This is a genomic window from Pseudomonas sp. ACN5 (assembly GCF_002303975.1).
GTDB classification, from domain to species: Bacteria; Pseudomonadota; Gammaproteobacteria; order Pseudomonadales; family Pseudomonadaceae; genus Aquipseudomonas; species Aquipseudomonas laurylsulfatiphila.
In genome coordinates, this window is the sequence record NZ_MRCP01000018.1 from 75,636 (window position 1) to 93,830 (window position 18,195).

Here is an 18,195-nt window from a genome sequence, read left to right on the forward strand (position 1 = left end):
TGGCCGGGCTTAGGCTCCAGACAACCAATTTGCGGAGTCGCGAGAAAATGAAGTCCATATCGATTCGGGGCGCGCTGGCCTGCCTGTCGCTGTCCATGCTGCTGTCATCCCTGGGCACGAGCATTGCCAACGTGGGTTTACCGACACTGGCCGCCGCGTTCTCGGCCTCCTTCCAGCAAGTGCAATGGGTGGTGCTCGCTTACCTGCTGGCGATCACGGCGCTGATCGTCAGTGCCGGGCGGCTCGGCGACATCGTTGGCCGTCGGCGATTGTTGTTGATCGGGATGGGTGTGTTTACCGTCGCTTCAGTCCTGTGCGCCGTCTCGTCCGGTCTCGGGTGGCTGATTGCCGCCCGGGCCCTGCAGGGCATCGGCGCGGCCATCATGATGGCGTTGACCCTGGCGCTGGTGAGCGAGGCGGTGCCCAAGGCAAAACTGGGCAGTGCGATGGGCCTGCTCGGCACGATGTCGGCGATCGGCACCTCGCTCGGCCCGACCCTCGGTGGTTTCTTGATTGCCAATTCGGGGTGGCAGGCGATTTTTCTGCTCAATGTGCCCTTGGGTGTTTTGGCAATGGGCCTCGCGCAGCGTTTTCTACCGAAAGATGGCCCTGAGAAAAGGGCGGACCGAGCGGCTTTCGACGTCCTCGGCACCCTGGTACTGGTCCTGTCGCTGCTGGCCTATGCGCTGGCGATGACCCTCGGGCGCGGCAGTCTTGCGTCGCTGAACCTGGCACTGCTGCTGGTGGCCGTGGTGGGGGCGGGCGTGTTTGTGTTCGTCGAGCGCACTGCCGAGTCACCGCTGGTTCGCCTGACGATGTTCCGCAATTGGCAGCTGAGCGCAGGTTTCGCCATGAGCCTGCTGGTGACGGCCGTGGTCATGACTACCCTGGTGGTGGGGCCGTTTTATCTCTCCGGCGCACTGGCGCTGAATGCAGCGAGCGTTGGCCTGGTGATGTCGACGGGGCCGCTGGTCGCTGCACTGGTCGGGGTCCCGGCGGGTCGATGGGTCGACAGATTGGGCGCACATCGATCCGGTACGTTTGGATTGCTGGCCATGCTGACCGGCGCTTGCATCCTGCCCGCCGTACCGACGGGCTTCGGTGCGCTCGGCTACATCGTGCCACTGGCGGTCATGACCGCCGGTTATGCGCTATTCCAGGCGGCCAACAATACCGCCGTGCTGGCGGACATCACGCCGCAAGAGCGCGGCGTGGTCTCCGGCCTGCTCGGGCTGTCGCGCAATCTCGGCTTGATCACCGGCGCTGGCGTCATGGGCGCCGTGTTCGCCTTCGGCACCGCCAGCCACGATGTTTTGCAGGCGCCACCCGAGGCCATCGCGCAGGGGATGCGCTTGACGTTTGTGGTGGCGGCGGGGCTGATCTGCATCGCCCTGGCGATTGGCGCGGTCAGCAAAATCGTTTCACGTCGCCTGATCGCGTCGTGCTGAAAAACGGCGCGACTGTCGTGAAAACGACCTGTTTGCGCTGAACGCGAAGCCTTGTGAGTTTTCTGTTGAACGAGTGTTCAGTCTGGACTATGTTGAGGGCCACCTTCCCCCGGCTGGTTGCGGGCTTGCGTTTCTTCAATTCGAACGAGGCACTGGCATGCGGTTTTCACCCTTTGTAGAGCGGATCAGTGGCCAAGGCGTTGCCGCCTGGGATATTCACTACGCGGCCAACGCGGCACAGCGCAAAGGCGAGGACGTGATCATCCTCAGCGTCGGCGACCCGGATTTCCCCACCCCTGATTTCATCACCGATGCCGCCATCCACGCCTTGCGCGAAGGGGATACCCACTACACCGAAATCGCCGGCCGCCAGGCGCTGCGTGAAGCCATCGCCGGCCGTTACAGCCGGTTGATCGACCGCGAATTGCAGGCGTCGAACATCATTCTCACGGCCGGTGCGCAGAACGCCTTGTTCGCCACCTCGATGTGCCTGCTCGGCGCCGGCGACGAAGTGATTGCCTTCGATCCGATGTACGTCACCTACGAAGCCACGCTCAAGGCGTCCGGCGCCACGCTGGTGCGGGTGCCCTGTGCGGCGGATTCGGGGTTTCGCCTCGATGCCGCCGTGTTGGCCAAGGCCATCACCCCGCGTACCCGGGCGATTTTCTTCTCCAACCCGAACAACCCCACCGGCGTGGTGCTGGGTCGCGAAGAGCTGCAAGCCATCGCCGACCTCGCCATCGCCCATGATCTGTGGGTGGTGGTGGATGAGGTCTACGAGAGCCTCGCCTACGAGCGTGAACACCTGAGCCTGGCAGCGTTGCCGGGCATGGCCGAGCGCTGCGTGGTGATAGGCAGCCTGTCGAAATCCCATGCCATGACCGGTTGGCGCATCGGCTGGGTCGTGGCCAACGAAGCCCTGGTCAACCATGTCGAAACCCTGGTGCTCAGCATGCTGTACGGCTTGCCCGGTTTCGTCATGGAAGCGGCGCTCAAGGCCGTGCAGTCCCATGAAGAAGTCACCCACGGCATGCGCGAGATCTACCGTCGGCGCCGCGATCTGGTGGTGTCCGGCCTGGCCGATTGCCCGGGCATCAGCGTGCTCAACCCGGACGCGGGCATGTTCGTGTTGGTGGACGTTCGCGGCACCGGCCTGACCTCGCTGGAATTCGCCTGGCGCCTGCTGCGTGAAGCCGGTGTCTCGGTACTGGATGCCGCGGCATTCGGTGAGCCGGCCCAAGGTTTTGTACGGCTTTCGTTCACCCTCAGTGAAGAGCGACTGGCCCAGGCCTGCCAGCGCATTCGCGGCTTTGTCCAGGTGCTCAACGGCGAAGCGCCGAGGCCGGTGATCGGCACCGTGACCAGTACCGCAACCGTCGAACCGACTGCGGCCAGGACCATGATCGAGGTCGATCGCCTGCACAAACGCTTCGGCAATATCGAAGTGCTCAAGGGCGTATCCCTGACCGCCCGCGAAGGCGAAGTGATCTCCCTGATCGGTGCCAGCGGCTCGGGCAAAAGTACCTTGCTGCGCTGCATCAACATGCTCGAAGTGCCCGACCAGGGCCGCATCCTGGTCGATGGCGAAAGCATTCACCTCAACCAGAATCGTCCCGGCGCACCGCTGGTGTCGGACGCCAAACAGCTGGTGCGCATCAGGTCGAGCCTGGGCATGGTGTTCCAGAACTTCAACCTCTGGCCCCATCGCACGGTGCTGGAAAACCTCATCGAAGCGCCGACCCAGGTCCTGCGTGAAAGCCGTGCGGAGGCCACCGAACGGGCCGAAGCCCTGCTCGAACGCGTCGGGCTTGCGGCCAAGCGCAACGAGTACCCGGCGTTTCTCTCCGGGGGACAGCAACAACGGGTGGCCATCGCCCGGGCCCTGGCCATGCGGCCCAAGGTCATGCTGTTCGATGAACCCACCTCGGCACTCGACCCGGAACTGGTCGGGGAAGTGCTGCGGGTGATCCGCTCTCTCGCCGAAGAAGGCCGGACCATGATCCTGGTGACTCATGAAATGGCGTTCGCACGCGATGTCTCTTCCAAAGTCGCCTTCCTGCATCAAGGGCTGATCGAGGAAACCGGTTCGCCGGACGAAGTGTTCGTACACCCACGCAGCGAGCGTTGCCGGCAATTCGTCAACGCTCATCAGACTCGCTAACTCATCATAAAAAGACGGGAAAACAACATGGGAAATCGACGTTTTGCAAACTGGTTGACCGGTGCAGCCTGCGTAATGCTGGCCGGCATGAGCGCTGCTCAGGCACAGCCCATCCGCTTCGCGGTGGCAGCCGAACCCTATCCGCCGTACACCGAAAAGCAGGCCAACGGTGAGTGGAAGGGCTTTGAAGTCGACCTGATCCACAAGCTGTGCAGCGAAATGAAAGCCGATTGCGAGATCAAGGAAGTGGCGTGGGACGGCATCATTCCGTCGCTGCTGGCGAAGAAGATCGACGTGATCTTTTCCTCGATGTCGGTGACCGAAGAACGGGAAAAACAGATCGCCTTCAGCAAGGCCTACTACGATTCGGCGATTGCCGTCGTCGGCCCGAAAGAGACGTCAGTGAAGAAGTACCCGGATGACCTCAAGGGCAAGATCATCGGCGTACAGAACTCGACGGTGAGCGCCAGCTACCTGAAGACCTACTACGAAAAAATCGCCGAGGTTAAGTACTACGACACCCAGGACTCGGCCAACGCCGACCTGATTGCCGGGCGCATCGACCTGATGATGGCCGACGGCACCGCCATGGCTTCGTTCGTCAAAACCCCGGATGCCAAGGACCTGGCCTACCTCGGCACCGTGCCCTATGACCCGATCTTCGGCAAAGGCGTAGGCGCCGGCCTGCGCAAGGACGACACCGAACTCAAGGCCAAACTCGACAAGGCCATCCAGGAATTGCTGGCGAGCAAGGACTACGACGAGCTGTCCCAGAGCTACTTCGGCACCAGCGTGAAGCCGGCGTTCTGACGACTGGCTAAACGCAGATCCCCTGTAGGAGCGAGCTTGCTCGCGATGGACGCCAATGCGCCGCGGTTCTTCAGAGTGACCGCGTCATCGTTAACGTTTTTCGCGAGCAAGCTCGCTCCTACAGAATCCGGCGGTGTGTTCACGACTGCCAACTGGAGGTTGATATGCCGGCAATGTTCGATCTGATCAATTTCACCGAACAGGGATGGGGCAGTGCGCTGTTGAAGGGGCTCTGGATGACCCTGCAGATTTCCGCCGGGGCCTTTGTGCTCGGGCTGGCCATCGGGCTGGTGGTGGCGTGCCTCAAGCTCGGCGCGCCAAAGCCGATTGCAGCGCTGATGCGCGGCTACACCACCTTGTTCCGCGCGGTGCCGGAGTTGCTGCTGATTCTGTTGCTGTACTACGTCGGCTCCATGCTTCTCAATTCGCTGATGACCAAACTCGGCTACGGCGTGGTGAACGTCAGCGGTCCGCTGGCGGCCATCGTCGTGCTGGGGCTGGTGCAGGGCGCCTACGCCTCGGAGATTTTCCGCGCGGCGATCCAGGCGATTCCCTTCGGCCAGATCGAAGCGGCCAAGGCGTTCGGCCTCAACGGTTTCGGTCTGTTCCGCCGGGTCACGCTGCCGATCATGGCGCCTTACGCCATGGCCGGGATGGCCAACCTGTGGATCAACCTGATCAAGGACAGCGCGCTGATCAGCGTGGTCGGCACCAACGAGCTGCTGTACACCGCCAAGCAAGGCGCGGGTTCGACGCGCCACTATCTGTTGTTCTACCTCACGGCTGCCGCGCTGTACTACGCGGTGACCCTGGCGTCGAACTATCTTTCGGGACGGTTGGAGCGACGCATTCGTCGCTGGATGCCTCTTGTTGACTGAACCGGCAGAGAGAATGAAATGATTCCAGCGTGGATAGTTGAATACGGGGCGCTGTTGGGCCGGGGGCTGCAAACCACCCTCATCATTCTGTTGGTCTCCAGTGTGTTCGGTTACCTGCTGGCGGTGCTGGTGGCGCTGGCGCGGATCTCGAAAAACAAGGTGATCGCCAAGGTCAGCCTGTTCTACACCAGCGTCACGCGCGGCACGCCGTTGCTGATCCAGATCTACATCTACTACTACGGGCTCGGCAGCCTGTTTGCCCAGTTCCCACTGATTCGTGGCAGCTTCCTCTGGCCTTACCTGCGCGACGGCTACTGGTACATCGTGTTCGCCCTGGTGGTGTCGATGGGGGCCTATGTCGGCGAAGTGATTCGCGGTGGCCTGCTGGCGGTGCCCAAGGGTGAGATGGAAGCCGCGTCGGCCTTTGGCATGACCGCGCGTCAGTCGTTGCTGCGGGTGCGCTTGCCCCGGGCCCTGCGCCTGCTGTTGCCGACCCTGGCGGGGGAGACCGTGATGCTGCTCAAGTCCACGGCACTGGCCTCGACCATCGCCGTGATCGACCTGCTCGGCGCCGCCAACGTGGTCCGCGCGCAAACCCTGCAAGTGTACGAACCCCTGTTGCTGGTGGCCGGTGTCTACGTCTGCCTGACCTTCCTGATCGAAGCGCTGTTTGCCTTCGCCGAGCGGCGCGGAACGCCTGTGCGCAGGTCGGCCTGATGAGCTCGTCCAACGTCGACCGCTCGCTGCAGGGCATTGGCCTGTGCACCCTGGGCTACGCGTTCCTGTCATTGCAGGATGCTGTCATCAAGTGGCTGGTGGCCGATTATTCGGTGGTCACCATTCTGTTCTGGCGCGCCGCCGTGGTGGTCGTGGCCGTGCTGCTGGCGGGGCGCTCGCGCGTTATCCAGCGGGCCTGGCATTCACCGAGCCGGCGCCTGCTGGTGGTGCGCGGCTTGCTGTCGATAGTGGCCTGGGTGTTGTACTACACGGCGGCCCGGGACTTGACCCTGGCCGAGATGACCACCCTGTATTTTTCCGCGCCGATCATGGTCACGGTGCTGGCGGCGGTGATCCTCAAGGAGCGCGCCAGCGGCTGGCAATGGTTCAGCCTGATCGTCGGATTCGTCGGGGTGGTCATTGCCTGTCGCCCCGACCACATGACCGAGCCGTTGCCCATCGTCCTGACCCTGCTGGCGGCGATGTGCTGGGCGTTCACCTACATCCAGCTGCGACAGGTGGATGACCAGACCTCCGTGCTGGAGCAGATGCTGATCACCAATGTGGTGTTTGTGATTTGCATGGCGGTGGCCCTGCCGTGGACCTACACACCCTCGCCGACACCGGCCTGGCTGGGCATGCTCGGCGCCGGACTGGTGGGCGGCATCGGCCAGTTCCTGCTGTTCGCCAGTTTCCGCCGCGCCACCGCGACCTTGCTCGCACCGTTCGAATACACCGGCTTGATCTGGGCGTTTGTCCTGTCGAGCCTGGTCTGGGGCACGCTGATGGACACGTCACTGATGATCGGCGCCGGGTTGATCGCCGTCAGCGGCACCCTGGCGATGATCTTCGGCCGGCACCCATCACAGGACGTCGTCGGTGCTGAATGCTCCGTGACGCAGCCCCTTTATCCAGCAACGGCAGATATGCAGTCCGTTGGCGGCGCTGAAGGTCTCGGGGTTCAGGCACCACTCGAGCCAGAGACCGTCGAGCATCGCCGATAGGCCGATGGCCGCCAGGCGCGTGTCGTGAATCACGAAACCTTCGCTGGCCGCCAGGCCGTCGAGCAACTGGCGGATCAGATCGAGGTAGGCGCGGTAGCTTTTTTCGTGGGACTGGCTGACGTGTTCGGAGTGACGGATCAGGCTCCAGAACACCACCCACACCCCGAGCAGTTTCGGGTCCATGACCCTGGGCGAAAACGAGCCTTCCAGGAAGGCATCGATCTTCTGCGCAGGTGTCTGTGCCTGTTCGATTTCCTGGAGCAGGGCAGCGGTCAGCTCGCTCGCGAGCCGCTGGTAGGTGTCGGCGATCAGTGCCTCGATGCTGCCGAAGTGATGGTTGAGCAAACCCACGGACACCCCGGCTTCGGTGGCGATGCGCCGCACGGATATACCGGCGTGCCCGTCGCGGCCCAGGCAGCGCAGGGTGGCCGCCACCAGCATTTCGCGGCGGTCTTCGGGTTCGGCGCGACGGTTTTTCGGGGCATCGGTTGTCACAAGGCTGTCCCTGGATGAGCTTTCACGCTGTCGAGCTTAGTTGAACGCCTGTTCAATCACCAGCCTCGGCAACAGCGATACAGCGTTTTTCAACGGTCATGACAGGAGGGAAAACCAATGCCGCAGGATATTTCGTTCAGTGTCAGCAACAACAACGGCGATGCCGTGCGGGTCGGCGCCTGGCGCTATGCCGGCGACGGCAGCGGGCCGAACATGCACCTGCAGGCCGGGGTGCATGCCGATGAAATCGCCGGGATGCTGGTCCTGCATGTGCTGATGCAACGACTACAGATCGCCGAAACCCAGGGTCGGCTCAAGGGCCAGGTGACCGTGGTGCCACAGGCCAATCCTCTGGGCATCGGACAGTTTCGCCAGGGCCGGATTCTCGGGCGTTACCACGACGCGACCGGGCACAACTTCAATCGCGCGTTCGACCAGTCGGCGGCCATGGCGCGACCTTCGACCTGCGTCCAGCAATGGCAAAAAAAACTGGTGCAACTGGCCGCCCCGGCCGACGTGATGCTCGACCTGCACACCGACGACGAAGCCTTGCCGTACCTCTACGTGCACCGCAGTTTCTGGCCCCGCGGTCGCGAACTGGCGGCGGCGATGAAGATGGACGTGGCGATCATCTGGGATGACGGCGGCGATGGCTCCTTCGAAGAAACCATCATCGCCCCGTGGATACGCGACGGCGTCACAGCAGGGCGCATGGCCGCGACCCTGGAGCTGCGCGGGCAGGGCGATGTCAACGACCGCTTCGCCGAGTCCGATGCCGAAGGGCTGTACAACTGGCTGTGCGCGTTCGGCGTCATCGATGAGTCCGTGGCGCCTGCAGACTGGCCCGTCGAAGCCGTGGAAATGGGCCACATGGAAACCCTCATCGCCCCGCAACCCGGCGTGCTGATCTTCGAAAAAGAGCTGGGGGATTTTGTCGAAGAAGGGCAGCGCTTTGCCCGGATCCTCAGAACCCCGGGCGACCCGACTTCCGAAGTGGTCCTGCATGCCGAACAAGCAGGACGCCTGGTCACGCGCTATCGCGACCGACTGATCGCCCAGGGCATGGGCGTAGCAAAATTCACCGGCAGCCGGGTGTCGCGTCACTGGAGCGGCGGGTTGCTCGACCCGAACTAAGCCTCACCCTCGAAGTAGCAGAGTCATGACATTTGTGGCGAGGGGGCTTGCCCCCGTTGGGCTGCGAAGCGGCCCCCGCTTTTCTCCAGTCAGATGGTGCAGTCAGGTTTTGCGACGGCTTCGCCGCCGAACGGGGGCAAGCCCCCTCGCCACAAGGACGGTATTAGCTCCAGAGTTAGCGTCCACCAATGATCCCGTGCGATGTATGTGTTGTTGCGCTAATTGAACCTACCGACATTTGTGGCGAGGGGGCTTGCCCCCGTTGGGCTGCGAAGCGGCCCCCCGCTTTTCTCCAGTCAGATGGTGCAGTCAGGTTTTACGACGGCTTCGCCGCCGAGCGGGGCGGTGCGGCGATCCGACAAGCCCCCTCACCACAAAAGCAGTTAGTCACAGGTTCGGTATCTATTCACGCGGATCAATCTGATCCAACACCCGATTCGCCGTAATCTCCGCCAGCATCACACTATTGGAAATCCCCAACAGGGCATTGCGCGACCCACCCTCCAGATGATCCACCAACTGATGCACCATCACATCGACCGAGGCCAGCGTCTCGACCAGATACACCATCAGCGTTTCGGTATCGGCCTCGGGGTCGACGGTAAACAGAGTGCCAGGTGTGCGCGGTGTGGCTTTGATGTCTGCGGTGGAGGGGACGTGGAAGGCGGATTCGGCGGCCTCGTTGAGCCTGTTTGAATCGGATTCGCAGGGGGATGTCGGATCGGTGTCCGGCGGGTTGGGGGTGACCTTGAACATGGCAACTCTCCGTCTACGAGTTAAAGCTGCACCATTCGGTTCCAAGCGAAGGGTGGCAGCTGTACGCAGGTTGGAACCCGGGGTAAACGGAACCCGGCAGACCTCGAAGGTCTCCCACGCACAGCCGCCATAACGGAGTACAGGCTCAAAAGCATGCAGCATTGTTATGAAGGGCGTCATGCGCCGTTTACTCATCAGGGTTCCAAGCCTGATCGCTGAATTGGCAGCGATGCGGACACGATAGAACCCGGACCTAGGGCGCACAAGCCGGCGGATTCTGGCGTACCCGTAGGCAACGACGCAAGGTCTTGTAGCCCGCCGGAAACAACCTACAACCTTTTTAAACAAGCGCTCGTGGGCAATGTGGAGCGATCCCCACGCAAGCAAAAAACATCCCCGGCCAACTGAATTCCGGCTTTCGTGTATCGCTGTGTATCAGCGCACGAAATCCGACTACAACCCTACAAAACCCACTCATCACGGATACAGCCCGGATACACCACTGGGGCCAAATAGACCGGCCAAAGCGAGCAGCACAACGCCGCTCGCCACCAGGTTCATCAACCCTTGTGGTATGACCAAAAGTGGTCCCGCCACGCCATTGATCCGGAGTATCAACATGTCTCGTATCCAGTCGAACAAAACCCGTATTGGCCTGATCGCTGTTGCATTGGTCGGCGGTATCAACTTCGCGTCCTCGGCGTTTTCCGCCGAAGCCTTGCCCCAGGGCTATCAACTGGCCTCCGCCGAGAAGACCAGCGAAGGCAAGTGTGGCGAAGGCAAGTGCGGTGCCAGCGAAGCCAGCGCCCAAAAGACCCAGGCCGAAGGCAAGTGCGGTGAAGGCAAGTGCGGCGATGCGTCCTTCGCCCGCACCGACACCGATGATGACGGCCGCGTCTCGCTCAAGGAACTGCTGGCCGTGGCGCCCAAGGGGACAGAGGAATTCAAAGCGATGGACGCCAACGGCGACGGTTTCCTGTCCGAGGGGGAGGTGTACAAGTTCCGCACCAACCAGTACACCTCCAACGGCAAGAAAGTGCCGACGGAGTTGTTTACCAAGTTGAGCCAGGCTAAAGAGTGATCAGCCGCTAACAAAAAACCCTTCCTGCGTTGATGCGCAGGAAGGGTTTTTTGTATGGGTAGTACTGGTTTGGTTGTCAGGTGCGGAATTGCACTGCTATTGACCACCGATTGCCTCGGATTTAACCCGCAGGCTTTGTAACCATGACCGGCAGAGAACGGCCGATTGTGTTGAAAAAGTCGGTCCTTCCAGACTGCCGGCGTACTGCTTGCTGAAAACGCCTTTTTTGCGCGCAGCTACGTGAAATCCGAGCCCGGAATCCTCTGCTCAAAGTAAAGATTTCAGTCTCAAGCGCGTACTTTTCTGTCGTGGAAACCATGGCCGACTTTTTCAACAGAATCGGCCAACAGCGGACGTTCGGCTTCTTATGATTTCGGTTGCCACAGCCTGTCTGAGGTTCACTTATCTATATCGGTTCACCCTGTAGCTGGATGCATCGCAAAAAGACCGGTGCCGCTTAGCAGGAAAGGCTTAAGATGAGCGTAATCGTATCTGGGCTCCACATAACTTCAGAGAAAAATTTACGATCAGATCAAAGCGGTAAGGGCTGACTTTCAACCCTTTCCATTCTAGCGGTCTAAAAGGAAGTACGGTCGCCAGCATGCAGTCTACGGAAACGATATTCTTCCTGAAATCCAAATCTCGTTTTTTCAGTTACGACGATTAGTTTTCCATTGGCCCGCACAATTTGAGAGAGTACCGATGGATGCGGATGTCCATATGAATTTCGTGTCCCATAGGAAATGACAGCGTTCAAATTTGGCTTATGGTGGAGATCTGAGTTGTAAAATCTAGGTCCGCTCTGTGGAGCTGCACCATGGTGCGGCACTAGAATGGTTTGGGTGCGTGATAGCTCATGTTTGTAGTGAAGTTGGAAATCATTCCAAACGGTTGGCTCCCCAAGCGGGGCATCACCGGTACCGATCCAGCCAGGCAAGTATTTTACAGGCAAAGTATTATTGATATAGGACCACGTTTCATATGAGTGGTCATCGTGAAGTCGGAGATATTGATATGTTTGTTTGTAAAATTGAAATCTCGGGCCCGAGTACATCCCTAGAGATAAAAAATTACTGAGGCGTTTGCCCTCGGTTTCGTTTAACCAACTTGGCATGTATTTATCGATAGCGCTTCTGTACGCAGAAACCGCTAAATCACGGTTGGAACTTAGAGCGACCGCTTTCTTCTTTCCGCGTCCCGTCTTGGGACGGCTTTTTCGACGCCTCACATTAAGCCAAGCTACGATATCCTTGGCACCATTTTCCCTGTTAGATAATGCGGCGACTGGAAACCCAATGCTTTTGAGTTCTTCTTGGATTAGATCGCCTAACCTGTTGTCTAACCCTCTGTTCCAAAAACGTATCTTCCACTCGGAATTTATGGATCTTGAAGTTTTTTTTACCAACAGATCTTGATCGTCGTCGATAATACGCTCTAAAGCTCCCCCGATGCTATGAGCACCATGAGCGCTAATAACCACGCGTCCAGGAAGTTCACTTCCTGAGACTGGACGTTCGCCGAAGGGAGAGTCAGGGTTTTCAGGAGTATCGGGGCGCTCTTCGCGCGATCCTTTTTGCACCATTGTGATGGGACGCCCCCATAGAGTACTCCCTCCTGCCGCAATGCTATGTAGCTGTGCGACTGCGCGCTCGTCTAAAGATGCTGCTTGGCTGGCCAAGATAACCGCCAGCTCTACTGGCCCAAGGTATGGCAGAACAATTCTGTCAACCTCGTATCGCTCTACAAGGTCGCTGGCGCCGTTCATGTGGTCCCAATCGAAGTGGGAAAGGATCAAAAGATCGACCACAGGCTTAGCACTCCCGGGCCGATGCTCCAACCAAAGACGCCTAACGCTGTGCGTTAGCTCGGGAGTTTGTCGCCAATTTGCTAGAGCACCGCAGTCATAGATGTAGTCAAAACGGTGGTTATTAGTCGACTTAGAAAATTGCACGGAGGCAGAATGGAAGGAACCCTGGCCAACGCCATGTTGAATACGTGTGTGATAAATCGTCATCTTACTGTCAATCCTTAAGTACGCTAGTTGTGCAATACGCAACCTGTGCGCAGGAGCCTTCCCGACTATATCAAAAGCTCACTGATCGGCTAATTAAAAAAGCGAAAAAATCCACTTCCCCTGAAGCTATGCAAGCCGGTGTCCACTATGGGTTCAGGTTGTATAAAACCGTTTTAGAGCAAGTTTGACAGTCAGAATCGAAGCAAAAATCTTGTTCTCACGTAAGTTTTTGGAATTGCTGGTCAACCAACAATCGACAGATTTATGTAGCGCTACAGAGTTAAAGCAGTGAATGCATCTTCAAGCAGTCTGATAGGTTTCGGTCAGTCGCGTTGGTAAAAAAAATCGGCTGATAGTGGACGTCCGACTTCGTCTGTTTTCAACCCGGCCAAAAAGGAGCTCTATAAGTAATCGGCTCTAAGTTGCAGAAAATTTTCCCAGCACCATAAGTGTGGTTTTTTTTAGATCCAAGCAGCGTACACCTGTATTCGCAATACTTAAAAGTTAAACGTATGGGTTCTTGCGTGCATGAAGAGGAGCGGGATTGCAATTAATTCTAAGTTGAGTCGGCCAACTGGCAAAGAGTAATGCATCCTGCTCTTGTGATAAATTTCGTTTCTTCCGCCTCCGCTGGCAGCATATACAAAACGTCGAGAGGTAACTCCTGTCCTGCATGTTTCAATTCTGCCTTCAATCGAGATAAAGGCTCACCTGACGGCCCAACAATCAAGATATCGTAATCACTGCCAATACCAAAGAGTGCGGAGCCAAACATGAAGGATTCGAACTCCTGCAGCGACTCGCAGGAGTTAAGAAGGTGGCTTGCTACTTCTCCTGCCGTCATCAACCTTTCTTCAATAGCACCTTCAACTCTTCCCATTTCATCACCTTGCAACCAAGTTCCTGTCCTGCTTCGACGGCCTTTCGAGTGGGGTTTCCGTGAGGATTGATATTCCAAGCAATATCGATGGGGCCGAACTTATCCCATAGGGTGCGAACGTGGTCGGCTATTGGCTCGTACTCCCTGATCATTCCCACCCTGAGTGTGCGCCCATTGACGAGAGTAATAGAGTAGATGCGGTCAAATTCTCTAATGACTGTCGTAACGGATCGATCCTGTCTGATGAGCCGGTCCGAAAAGAAGAAATCCTTATGAGTAGCAGTGTTTACGTTCCCACTATCAAGTGCAGAGCCAAGCGTACCAGCGCTTCCCCAGCCTATATTGTTTTCTTCTATATACCTGATCGCCCCGCCTTCCCAGACACATTCCTTTCGATATCCGCACAGGAAATCCATGTCGGGAAACTCTTCGTGGTACTGCGCCGCTGATCCGGCGTTGATCATATAAGAGGCCGAGATTACCGCCACTACATCTGGCTGATCTCGGACTGTGATCCTTATAGCGTCACCTCGAACGTGCTCCGCCGACGTTACACCGCGCGTTTCCAGGATGTTTGCCAGTGCGTATTTCACCTGCCAGTTCATGCGAAGACACCATCCATCTCAGCTGGAAAGCGAATAGCGCTGCCGGCGATACCACAAACGTGACGTTCGGAGAGACCCCGAACATGTTCCTGGTATCGAGCGAATGTCTCGCGCTCTTTTTCTGTCGCGTGATGCAGGTTCGCCTTGATGATAGCTTGGATGCGGAAATGGTTCGGGAGGATGACACCTCGCATTCTCTGCGCCCACGTCCCTTCTATTTCAGATTCCGGATCGTACTCGAAGCTCGATCCGGTATCTGACGCCAATTCATTCCATATGGCCTTGTTTTCGGCCATGGCGGCGGCCACAGCCTCTCTGACTTGGCCACGCTCATCGTATGAATGAATGCCTTGCTTGTGTGCCAAGGCAGCGAGATGGTTACTCTTCCAACCTAACAACGTACTCCGTGTATAAGCGTCGGAATTTTTGTCGATGGTCGTATGACAGGTGGGGCAAAGCAGAATGAGGTTTTCGAAAGAGTCGGTAGCAAACTCTCCGGCTGGCCTCTCTTTATGACGCGGTCCCTTATCTCCGTGCGGAACCACATGAGCCATCTCAGCTATATGCTTGTCTCCACCCATTTCAGCGGGAAAAAGAGGTTGAAGGCAGTCGGGATGCTGGCAATGACCTGCCGCTTCCGAAAACAACCGCAGTTTTGTTTCTGTAGGAATATGTTTTCGATCTGCCATAGTTACAAGCCTGATGCCCAACGAGACTAGAAGTGGAGCAAATTATACAGCCTGCCTGAGTGGTGAATACAGAATGTCCGCTTCAAATGCCCGCTCATCTCGAACTCAATCGAATGAGCCAGTCTAAGCCCCCCCCCATCACGCCTTAACCCACCGCTGCCGACTCCAACTACTCAACCCATCAACCGCAAACACCAGCACCAACATCGCCAAAATCACCGTGCTCGCCTGAGCCTCCTGAAACAGACTAAGGCTCACATAGAGCATCTGCCCCAACCCCCCAGCCCCAACAAACCCCAGCACGCTCGCCATCCGAATGTTGTTCTCCCAGCGGTACAAAATGTACGCCAGCAACTGCGGAAACAGGTTGGGCAGGGTGCCGTAGCAGAAGGCCCAGACCACATTACCACCCTGCAATCGAATGGCTTCGGCAGGTTGCGGCGGAGTGTTCTCCAGCGCTTCGGCGAACAGGCGGCCGAGTACGCCGGTGGTGTGCATGGCCAGTGCCAGGGTGCCGGCGTTCGGGCCGAGGCCGGCGGCCAGTACCATCAGCGCGGCCCACACCAATTCGGGAATGGCGCGCAGGCCATTGAGTACAAGTCGCGACGCGCTCTGCAACAGCCAGCCGAAGCGTCCGGCCGCCGGCAGCGCCAGCAGCAGGCCAAACACTGCCGCGAGCAGTGTGCCGAGGGCGGACATCGCCATGGTTTCCACGGCGCCACGGCCGATGGCTTGCAGGTGGCCGGGGCTCAAGTCCGGGCTGAGAAAACGCAGTACGTAGGCGCCCATCTGTTTCAGGTTTCCGCTGCCCGTCAGTTCGCCGAGGTCGATGCCCAGGTAGCGGAACGAGGCGACGACCGCGGTGCCGATGCACAGGATCAGCAGCAGGTTGATCAGGCGATTCATGCGAACCTCCAGCGCAGCAGGCGGCTGATCTGGTCGGCGAACAGCACCAGGACGAAGAAGGTCAGCAGCATGCTCGCCACTTCACCGCCGGCGAACATGCGCAGCGACAGGTCGATTTGCTGGCCCAGTCCGCCGGCGCCGACGAAGCCCATCACCACGGACGCGCGGATCGCGCATTCCCAGCGGTACACGGTGTACGACAGCAGCTCTGCCGCGACATTGGGCAGGATGCCGTAGCAGAACGCCGCCAACCGGCCACTGCCGGCTTGCAGCAGTGAGTGGGCGGGGCGCTGGTCGACGGACTCGAAGATTTCCGCGTAGACCTTGCCCAGCATGCCGCTGTAGGTGATGGCGATGGCCAGCACCCCGGCCGTCGGGCCAAGGCCGACGGCGCGCACGAACAGCAGGGCCCAGACGATTTCCGGCACGCTGCGCAGGAAGATCAGCAAGCCGCGCACCGGCCAGCGCAACAACCGGCCCAGGGCGCTCGGGCGGCCACCGCGCGAGGCCGCTGACAGCGACAGGGCGCGGCTGGCGAGCAGGCTGGCGGGCACGGCCAACAGCAAGGCCAGGGCCATGCCGGCGGTGGCGATGGCCAGGGTCTGCAAGGTGGCTTGCCACAGCAACTGGAGGAACTCTTCGCCGTGGGCCGGTGGCCAGAAGGCCGAAACGAAACGGCCCATTTCACTCTGGCTGTCGGCCTTGAGCAGCACGCCCAGGTCCAGTTCGCTGAAGTGGATGCCGGGCCACAGCAGGGCCAGCGCCAACAGGCTGAGCAGCAGGCGGGGCAGGGTGGCCGGGTCTCGTGTATCGCGCGTCAGCATCGGGGAATCTGCAGGCTCAAGGGCGCCACCGGAGCGGGCGGGGATTGCAGTTGCTCGTTGGCGTAGAGCTTGTCGAGCAAATCTTGGTCGATGTCGGCAGAGGGAAGATCGAAGAGGATCTGGCCGTCGCGCAAACCGATGATGCGCGAGAAGTTGCTCAGCGCCAGATCCACCGCATGCAGGCTGGCGACCAGGGTCACCTTGTGTTCCCGGGCGTGGCGGCAGAGGATCGACAGGGTGTGCCCGGCCAGCACCGGGTCCATCGCCGACACCGGCTCATCGGCCAGCAGCACGTCGGGGGCCTGGTACAGCACGCGGGCAATGCCCACGCGTTGCAGTTGGCCACCGGACAATTGCTGGCACTGGGCGAACAGCTTGTCGCCCAGATCGAGTTTAACCAGGGCCGCGCGTGCGCCGGGCACATCCACCGGATGCAACAGGCTCAGCAGGCTTTTGGCAAAACCCCATTGCCCCAGTTTGCCGGCCAGCACCGCCGTGACCACGCGCTGGCGCGGTGGCAGTGGCGGTGCCTGATGCACCAGGCCGATGCGCGCGCGCAGGCGTTGGCGCTGTCGGGCGCCGAGCTGCCAGGCTTGCTCGCCGAGCACTTCGACCGTGCCGCTGCCGGGGCGCAGGGCGGTGGCCAGCAGGTTCAGCAGGCTCGACTTGCCGGCGCCGGACGGGCCGATGATCGCCACCTGCTCACCGGCGCTGATGTGCAGGTCGACCTCATGCAACGCCCGCACGCCCGTGTCGTGGGTGAGGCTGACCCGGTTCAGATGCAAGGTCATTTCAGCAGGTCGGCAGCGCGCGCGGCTTCCTCGATGCCCTTGTAGTTCTCAGGCTTGGTCTCGATGAAGCGGCTGGCGGCCTGCAGGTCCAGGATCGCCTTTTGCTCCGGGTTGGCCGGGTCGAGCGCGAGGAAGGCGCCCTTGATTTTCTCGGCCAGGGCGGGGTCGAGGGTGCCGCGCACGGTCCAGTTGTAGTCGAAGTAGGCCGGCGTGGTGGCGAAGACCTTGACCTTATCGGTGTCGACCTTGCCGGCCTTGACCAGTTTTTCCCAGACGCTGGCGTTGAGCACGCCGGCATCCACTTTGCCGGCCTGAACCCAGGCGACCGTGGCGTCGTGGGCGCCGGAGTAACCGACGCGGCTGAAATAGGTTTCCGGCTTGATGCCGTCCTGCAGCATGAAATAACGCGGCATCAGGCTGCCGGACGTCGACGAGACCGAGCCGAAGGCGAAGGATTTGCCCTTGAGGTCGGCCAGGGATTTGACCGCTGGATCGGCGGTGATGAATTTGCTGGTGAACTGCGCATCCTGCTCACGCTGTACCAGTGGAATGGCATTGCCGGTTTTCAAACGCGCCTGCACGAAGGTGAAGCCGCCCAGCCAGGCCATGTCGATGCGGTCCGTGGCCAGCGCCTCGACCACCGCCGGGTAGTCGGACACCGGTACGAACTCGACCTTCATGCCCAGTTGCTTTTCCAGGTATTCGCCCAGTGGCTTGAACTTGCGCAGCAATTCGGTGGGGGCTTCGTCGGGAATGGCGCTGACCTTGAGGGTCTCGGCCGCCTGTGCCAGCAGGGTGGAAAGGGACAGGGTCAGGCCGACGGCCATAACCAGGGTACGTTTGAGCATGGAAGTTCTCCGGTTCAATAGCGGAAAAATGTCGATGCGCCCCGCACAAGCTGATTGCTGCACGACGCTTCGTGAGGGTAGACGAAAACGGCGCGATTATAGGGAGTCCTGCGTGCTTGACCAGCCTTGTGTAGGAGCGAGCCTGCTCGCGATG

General features: G+C 59.7%; 17 protein-coding genes and 1 pseudogene. 8 read left to right on the forward strand and 10 right to left on the reverse strand.

Annotation, left to right across the window (positions count from 1 at the left end):
* Positions 1-47 precede the first annotated feature (47 nt).
* The 6 genes from BSF40_RS26805 to BSF40_RS26835 all read left to right on the forward strand — a co-directional run bounded on the left by BSF40_RS26805 (position 48) and on the right by BSF40_RS26835 (position 7,018).
* The gene (locus BSF40_RS26805) at positions 48-1,448 is read left to right on the forward strand and encodes an MFS transporter (protein ID WP_095967560.1); all 1,401 of its coding nucleotides are present in this window, start codon (positions 48-50) and stop codon (positions 1,446-1,448) included.
* Between the two features lie 157 nt (positions 1,449-1,605).
* On the forward strand, positions 1,606-3,609 hold the full coding sequence (locus BSF40_RS33395) for an aminotransferase class I/II-fold pyridoxal phosphate-dependent enzyme (RefSeq protein ID WP_095967561.1): 2,004 nt from the start codon (positions 1,606-1,608) through the stop codon (positions 3,607-3,609).
* A 27-nt stretch (positions 3,610-3,636) separates the two neighbouring features.
* The gene (locus tag BSF40_RS26815) at positions 3,637-4,419 is read left to right on the forward strand and encodes a transporter substrate-binding domain-containing protein (protein ID WP_015095645.1); all 783 of its coding nucleotides are present in this window, start codon (positions 3,637-3,639) and stop codon (positions 4,417-4,419) included.
* 164 nt (positions 4,420-4,583) lie between these two features.
* Positions 4,584-5,297 carry an ABC transporter permease gene (locus BSF40_RS26825; RefSeq protein WP_007977785.1) on the forward strand — a complete coding sequence of 238 codons (714 nt, stop codon included), beginning with the start codon at positions 4,584-4,586 and terminating at the stop codon, positions 5,295-5,297.
* 18 nt (positions 5,298-5,315) lie between these two features.
* A complete protein-coding gene (locus BSF40_RS26830; protein ID WP_015095644.1) occupies positions 5,316-6,014 on the forward strand; it encodes an ABC transporter permease subunit in 699 nt (232 codons plus the stop codon).
* Positions 6,014-7,018 (forward strand): DMT family transporter, encoded by a 1,005-nt coding sequence (locus BSF40_RS26835; RefSeq protein ID WP_095967562.1) that lies wholly within the window; start codon positions 6,014-6,016, stop codon positions 7,016-7,018. Before BSF40_RS26830 ends, BSF40_RS26835 begins: the two co-directional genes overlap by 1 nt.
* On the opposite strand, the pseudogene BSF40_RS33225 reads toward BSF40_RS26835, so the two are convergent.
* Positions 6,974-7,459: pseudogene (locus tag BSF40_RS33225) on the reverse strand (TetR family transcriptional regulator C-terminal domain-containing protein); the annotation flags it as partial. The gene BSF40_RS26835 and the pseudogene BSF40_RS33225 sit on opposite strands and share 45 nt — an antisense overlap.
* A 171-nt stretch (positions 7,460-7,630) precedes the next feature.
* Here BSF40_RS33225 and BSF40_RS26845 point away from each other — a divergent pair.
* The gene (locus BSF40_RS26845) at positions 7,631-8,647 is read left to right on the forward strand and encodes a succinylglutamate desuccinylase/aspartoacylase family protein (RefSeq protein ID WP_095967564.1); all 1,017 of its coding nucleotides are present in this window, start codon (positions 7,631-7,633) and stop codon (positions 8,645-8,647) included.
* Positions 8,648-9,049: 402 nt separating this feature from the next.
* Here the strand turns inward: BSF40_RS26845 and BSF40_RS26855 are convergent, their stop codons facing one another.
* Positions 9,050-9,403, reverse strand: a complete 354-nt coding sequence (locus BSF40_RS26855) for a DUF6124 family protein (RefSeq protein ID WP_015095641.1) — start codon at positions 9,401-9,403, stop codon at positions 9,050-9,052.
* Between the two features lie 619 nt (positions 9,404-10,022).
* Between BSF40_RS26855 and BSF40_RS26860 the strand changes: the two genes are divergently transcribed.
* Positions 10,023-10,484 (forward strand): hypothetical protein, encoded by a 462-nt coding sequence (locus tag BSF40_RS26860; RefSeq protein WP_015095640.1) that lies wholly within the window; start codon positions 10,023-10,025, stop codon positions 10,482-10,484.
* Positions 10,485-11,061: 577 nt separating this feature from the next.
* On the opposite strand, the gene BSF40_RS32365 is transcribed toward BSF40_RS26860, so the two are convergent.
* The 8 genes from BSF40_RS32365 to BSF40_RS26900 all read right to left on the reverse strand — a co-directional run bounded on the left by BSF40_RS32365 (position 11,062) and on the right by BSF40_RS26900 (position 18,041).
* Positions 11,062-12,498 carry a hypothetical protein gene (locus BSF40_RS32365; RefSeq protein ID WP_141249809.1) on the reverse strand — a complete coding sequence of 479 codons (1,437 nt, stop codon included), beginning with the start codon at positions 12,496-12,498 and terminating at the stop codon, positions 11,062-11,064.
* Positions 12,499-13,054: 556 nt separating this feature from the next.
* Positions 13,055-13,393: a nucleotidyltransferase domain-containing protein gene (locus BSF40_RS26870; protein ID WP_256589606.1), complete on the reverse strand. Its 339-nt coding sequence runs from the start codon at positions 13,391-13,393 to the stop codon at positions 13,055-13,057.
* On the reverse strand, positions 13,342-13,983 hold the full coding sequence (locus tag BSF40_RS32810) for a hypothetical protein (protein WP_172435757.1): 642 nt from the start codon (positions 13,981-13,983) through the stop codon (positions 13,342-13,344). The genes BSF40_RS26870 and BSF40_RS32810 overlap by 52 nt, the downstream gene beginning before the upstream one ends.
* The gene (locus BSF40_RS26880) at positions 13,980-14,672 is read right to left on the reverse strand and encodes an HNH endonuclease (RefSeq protein WP_095967567.1); all 693 of its coding nucleotides are present in this window, start codon (positions 14,670-14,672) and stop codon (positions 13,980-13,982) included. Before BSF40_RS26880 ends, BSF40_RS32810 begins: the two co-directional genes overlap by 4 nt.
* A gap of 138 nt (positions 14,673-14,810) precedes the next feature.
* Positions 14,811-15,578 carry a phosphonate ABC transporter, permease protein PhnE gene (gene phnE / locus BSF40_RS26885; protein WP_095967568.1) on the reverse strand — a complete coding sequence of 256 codons (768 nt, stop codon included), beginning with the start codon at positions 15,576-15,578 and terminating at the stop codon, positions 14,811-14,813.
* On the reverse strand, positions 15,575-16,402 hold the full coding sequence (locus tag BSF40_RS26890; RefSeq protein WP_095967569.1) for an ABC transporter permease: 828 nt from the start codon (positions 16,400-16,402) through the stop codon (positions 15,575-15,577). Before BSF40_RS26890 ends, phnE begins: the two co-directional genes overlap by 4 nt.
* Entirely contained in the window at positions 16,396-17,193 is a 798-nt protein-coding gene (locus tag BSF40_RS26895; protein ID WP_095967570.1) for a phosphonate ABC transporter ATP-binding protein, read from the reverse strand. The genes BSF40_RS26890 and BSF40_RS26895 overlap by 7 nt, the downstream gene beginning before the upstream one ends.
* Complete coding sequence (locus BSF40_RS26900; RefSeq protein ID WP_095967571.1) at positions 17,190-18,041, reverse strand: putative selenate ABC transporter substrate-binding protein; 852 nt, start codon at positions 18,039-18,041, stop codon at positions 17,190-17,192. The genes BSF40_RS26895 and BSF40_RS26900 overlap by 4 nt, the downstream gene beginning before the upstream one ends.
* Positions 18,042-18,195: the final 154 nt, after the last annotated feature.

What these genes read in the sequence shown, in the direction of transcription:
- BSF40_RS26830 (WP_015095644.1), top strand. Translation starts at nt 5,316, where the DNA reads ATGATTCCAGCGTGGATAGTTGAATACGGGGCGCTGTTGGGCCGGGGG.
- BSF40_RS33395 (WP_095967561.1), top strand. Translation starts at nt 1,606, where the DNA reads ATGCGGTTTTCACCCTTTGTAGAGCGGATCAGTGGCCAAGGCGTTGCC.
- BSF40_RS26855 (WP_015095641.1), bottom strand. Translation starts at nt 9,403, where the DNA reads ATGTTCAAGGTCACCCCCAACCCGCCGGACACCGATCCGACATCCCCC.
- BSF40_RS32365 (WP_141249809.1), bottom strand. Translation starts at nt 12,498, where the DNA reads ATGACGATTTATCACACACGTATTCAACATGGCGTTGGCCAGGGTTCC.
- BSF40_RS26880 (WP_095967567.1), bottom strand. Translation starts at nt 14,672, where the DNA reads ATGGCAGATCGAAAACATATTCCTACAGAAACAAAACTGCGGTTGTTT.
- BSF40_RS26900 (WP_095967571.1), bottom strand. Translation starts at nt 18,041, where the DNA reads ATGCTCAAACGTACCCTGGTTATGGCCGTCGGCCTGACCCTGTCCCTT.
- phnE (WP_095967568.1), bottom strand. Translation starts at nt 15,578, where the DNA reads ATGAATCGCCTGATCAACCTGCTGCTGATCCTGTGCATCGGCACCGCG.
- BSF40_RS32810 (WP_172435757.1), bottom strand. Translation starts at nt 13,983, where the DNA reads ATGAACTGGCAGGTGAAATACGCACTGGCAAACATCCTGGAAACGCGC.
- BSF40_RS26815 (WP_015095645.1), top strand. Translation starts at nt 3,637, where the DNA reads ATGGGAAATCGACGTTTTGCAAACTGGTTGACCGGTGCAGCCTGCGTA.
- BSF40_RS26835 (WP_095967562.1), top strand. Translation starts at nt 6,014, where the DNA reads ATGAGCTCGTCCAACGTCGACCGCTCGCTGCAGGGCATTGGCCTGTGC.
- BSF40_RS26845 (WP_095967564.1), top strand. Translation starts at nt 7,631, where the DNA reads ATGCCGCAGGATATTTCGTTCAGTGTCAGCAACAACAACGGCGATGCC.
- BSF40_RS26895 (WP_095967570.1), bottom strand. Translation starts at nt 17,193, where the DNA reads ATGACCTTGCATCTGAACCGGGTCAGCCTCACCCACGACACGGGCGTG.
- BSF40_RS26805 (WP_095967560.1), top strand. Translation starts at nt 48, where the DNA reads ATGAAGTCCATATCGATTCGGGGCGCGCTGGCCTGCCTGTCGCTGTCC.
- BSF40_RS26890 (WP_095967569.1), bottom strand. Translation starts at nt 16,402, where the DNA reads ATGCTGACGCGCGATACACGAGACCCGGCCACCCTGCCCCGCCTGCTG.
- BSF40_RS26825 (WP_007977785.1), top strand. Translation starts at nt 4,584, where the DNA reads ATGCCGGCAATGTTCGATCTGATCAATTTCACCGAACAGGGATGGGGC.
- BSF40_RS26860 (WP_015095640.1), top strand. Translation starts at nt 10,023, where the DNA reads ATGTCTCGTATCCAGTCGAACAAAACCCGTATTGGCCTGATCGCTGTT.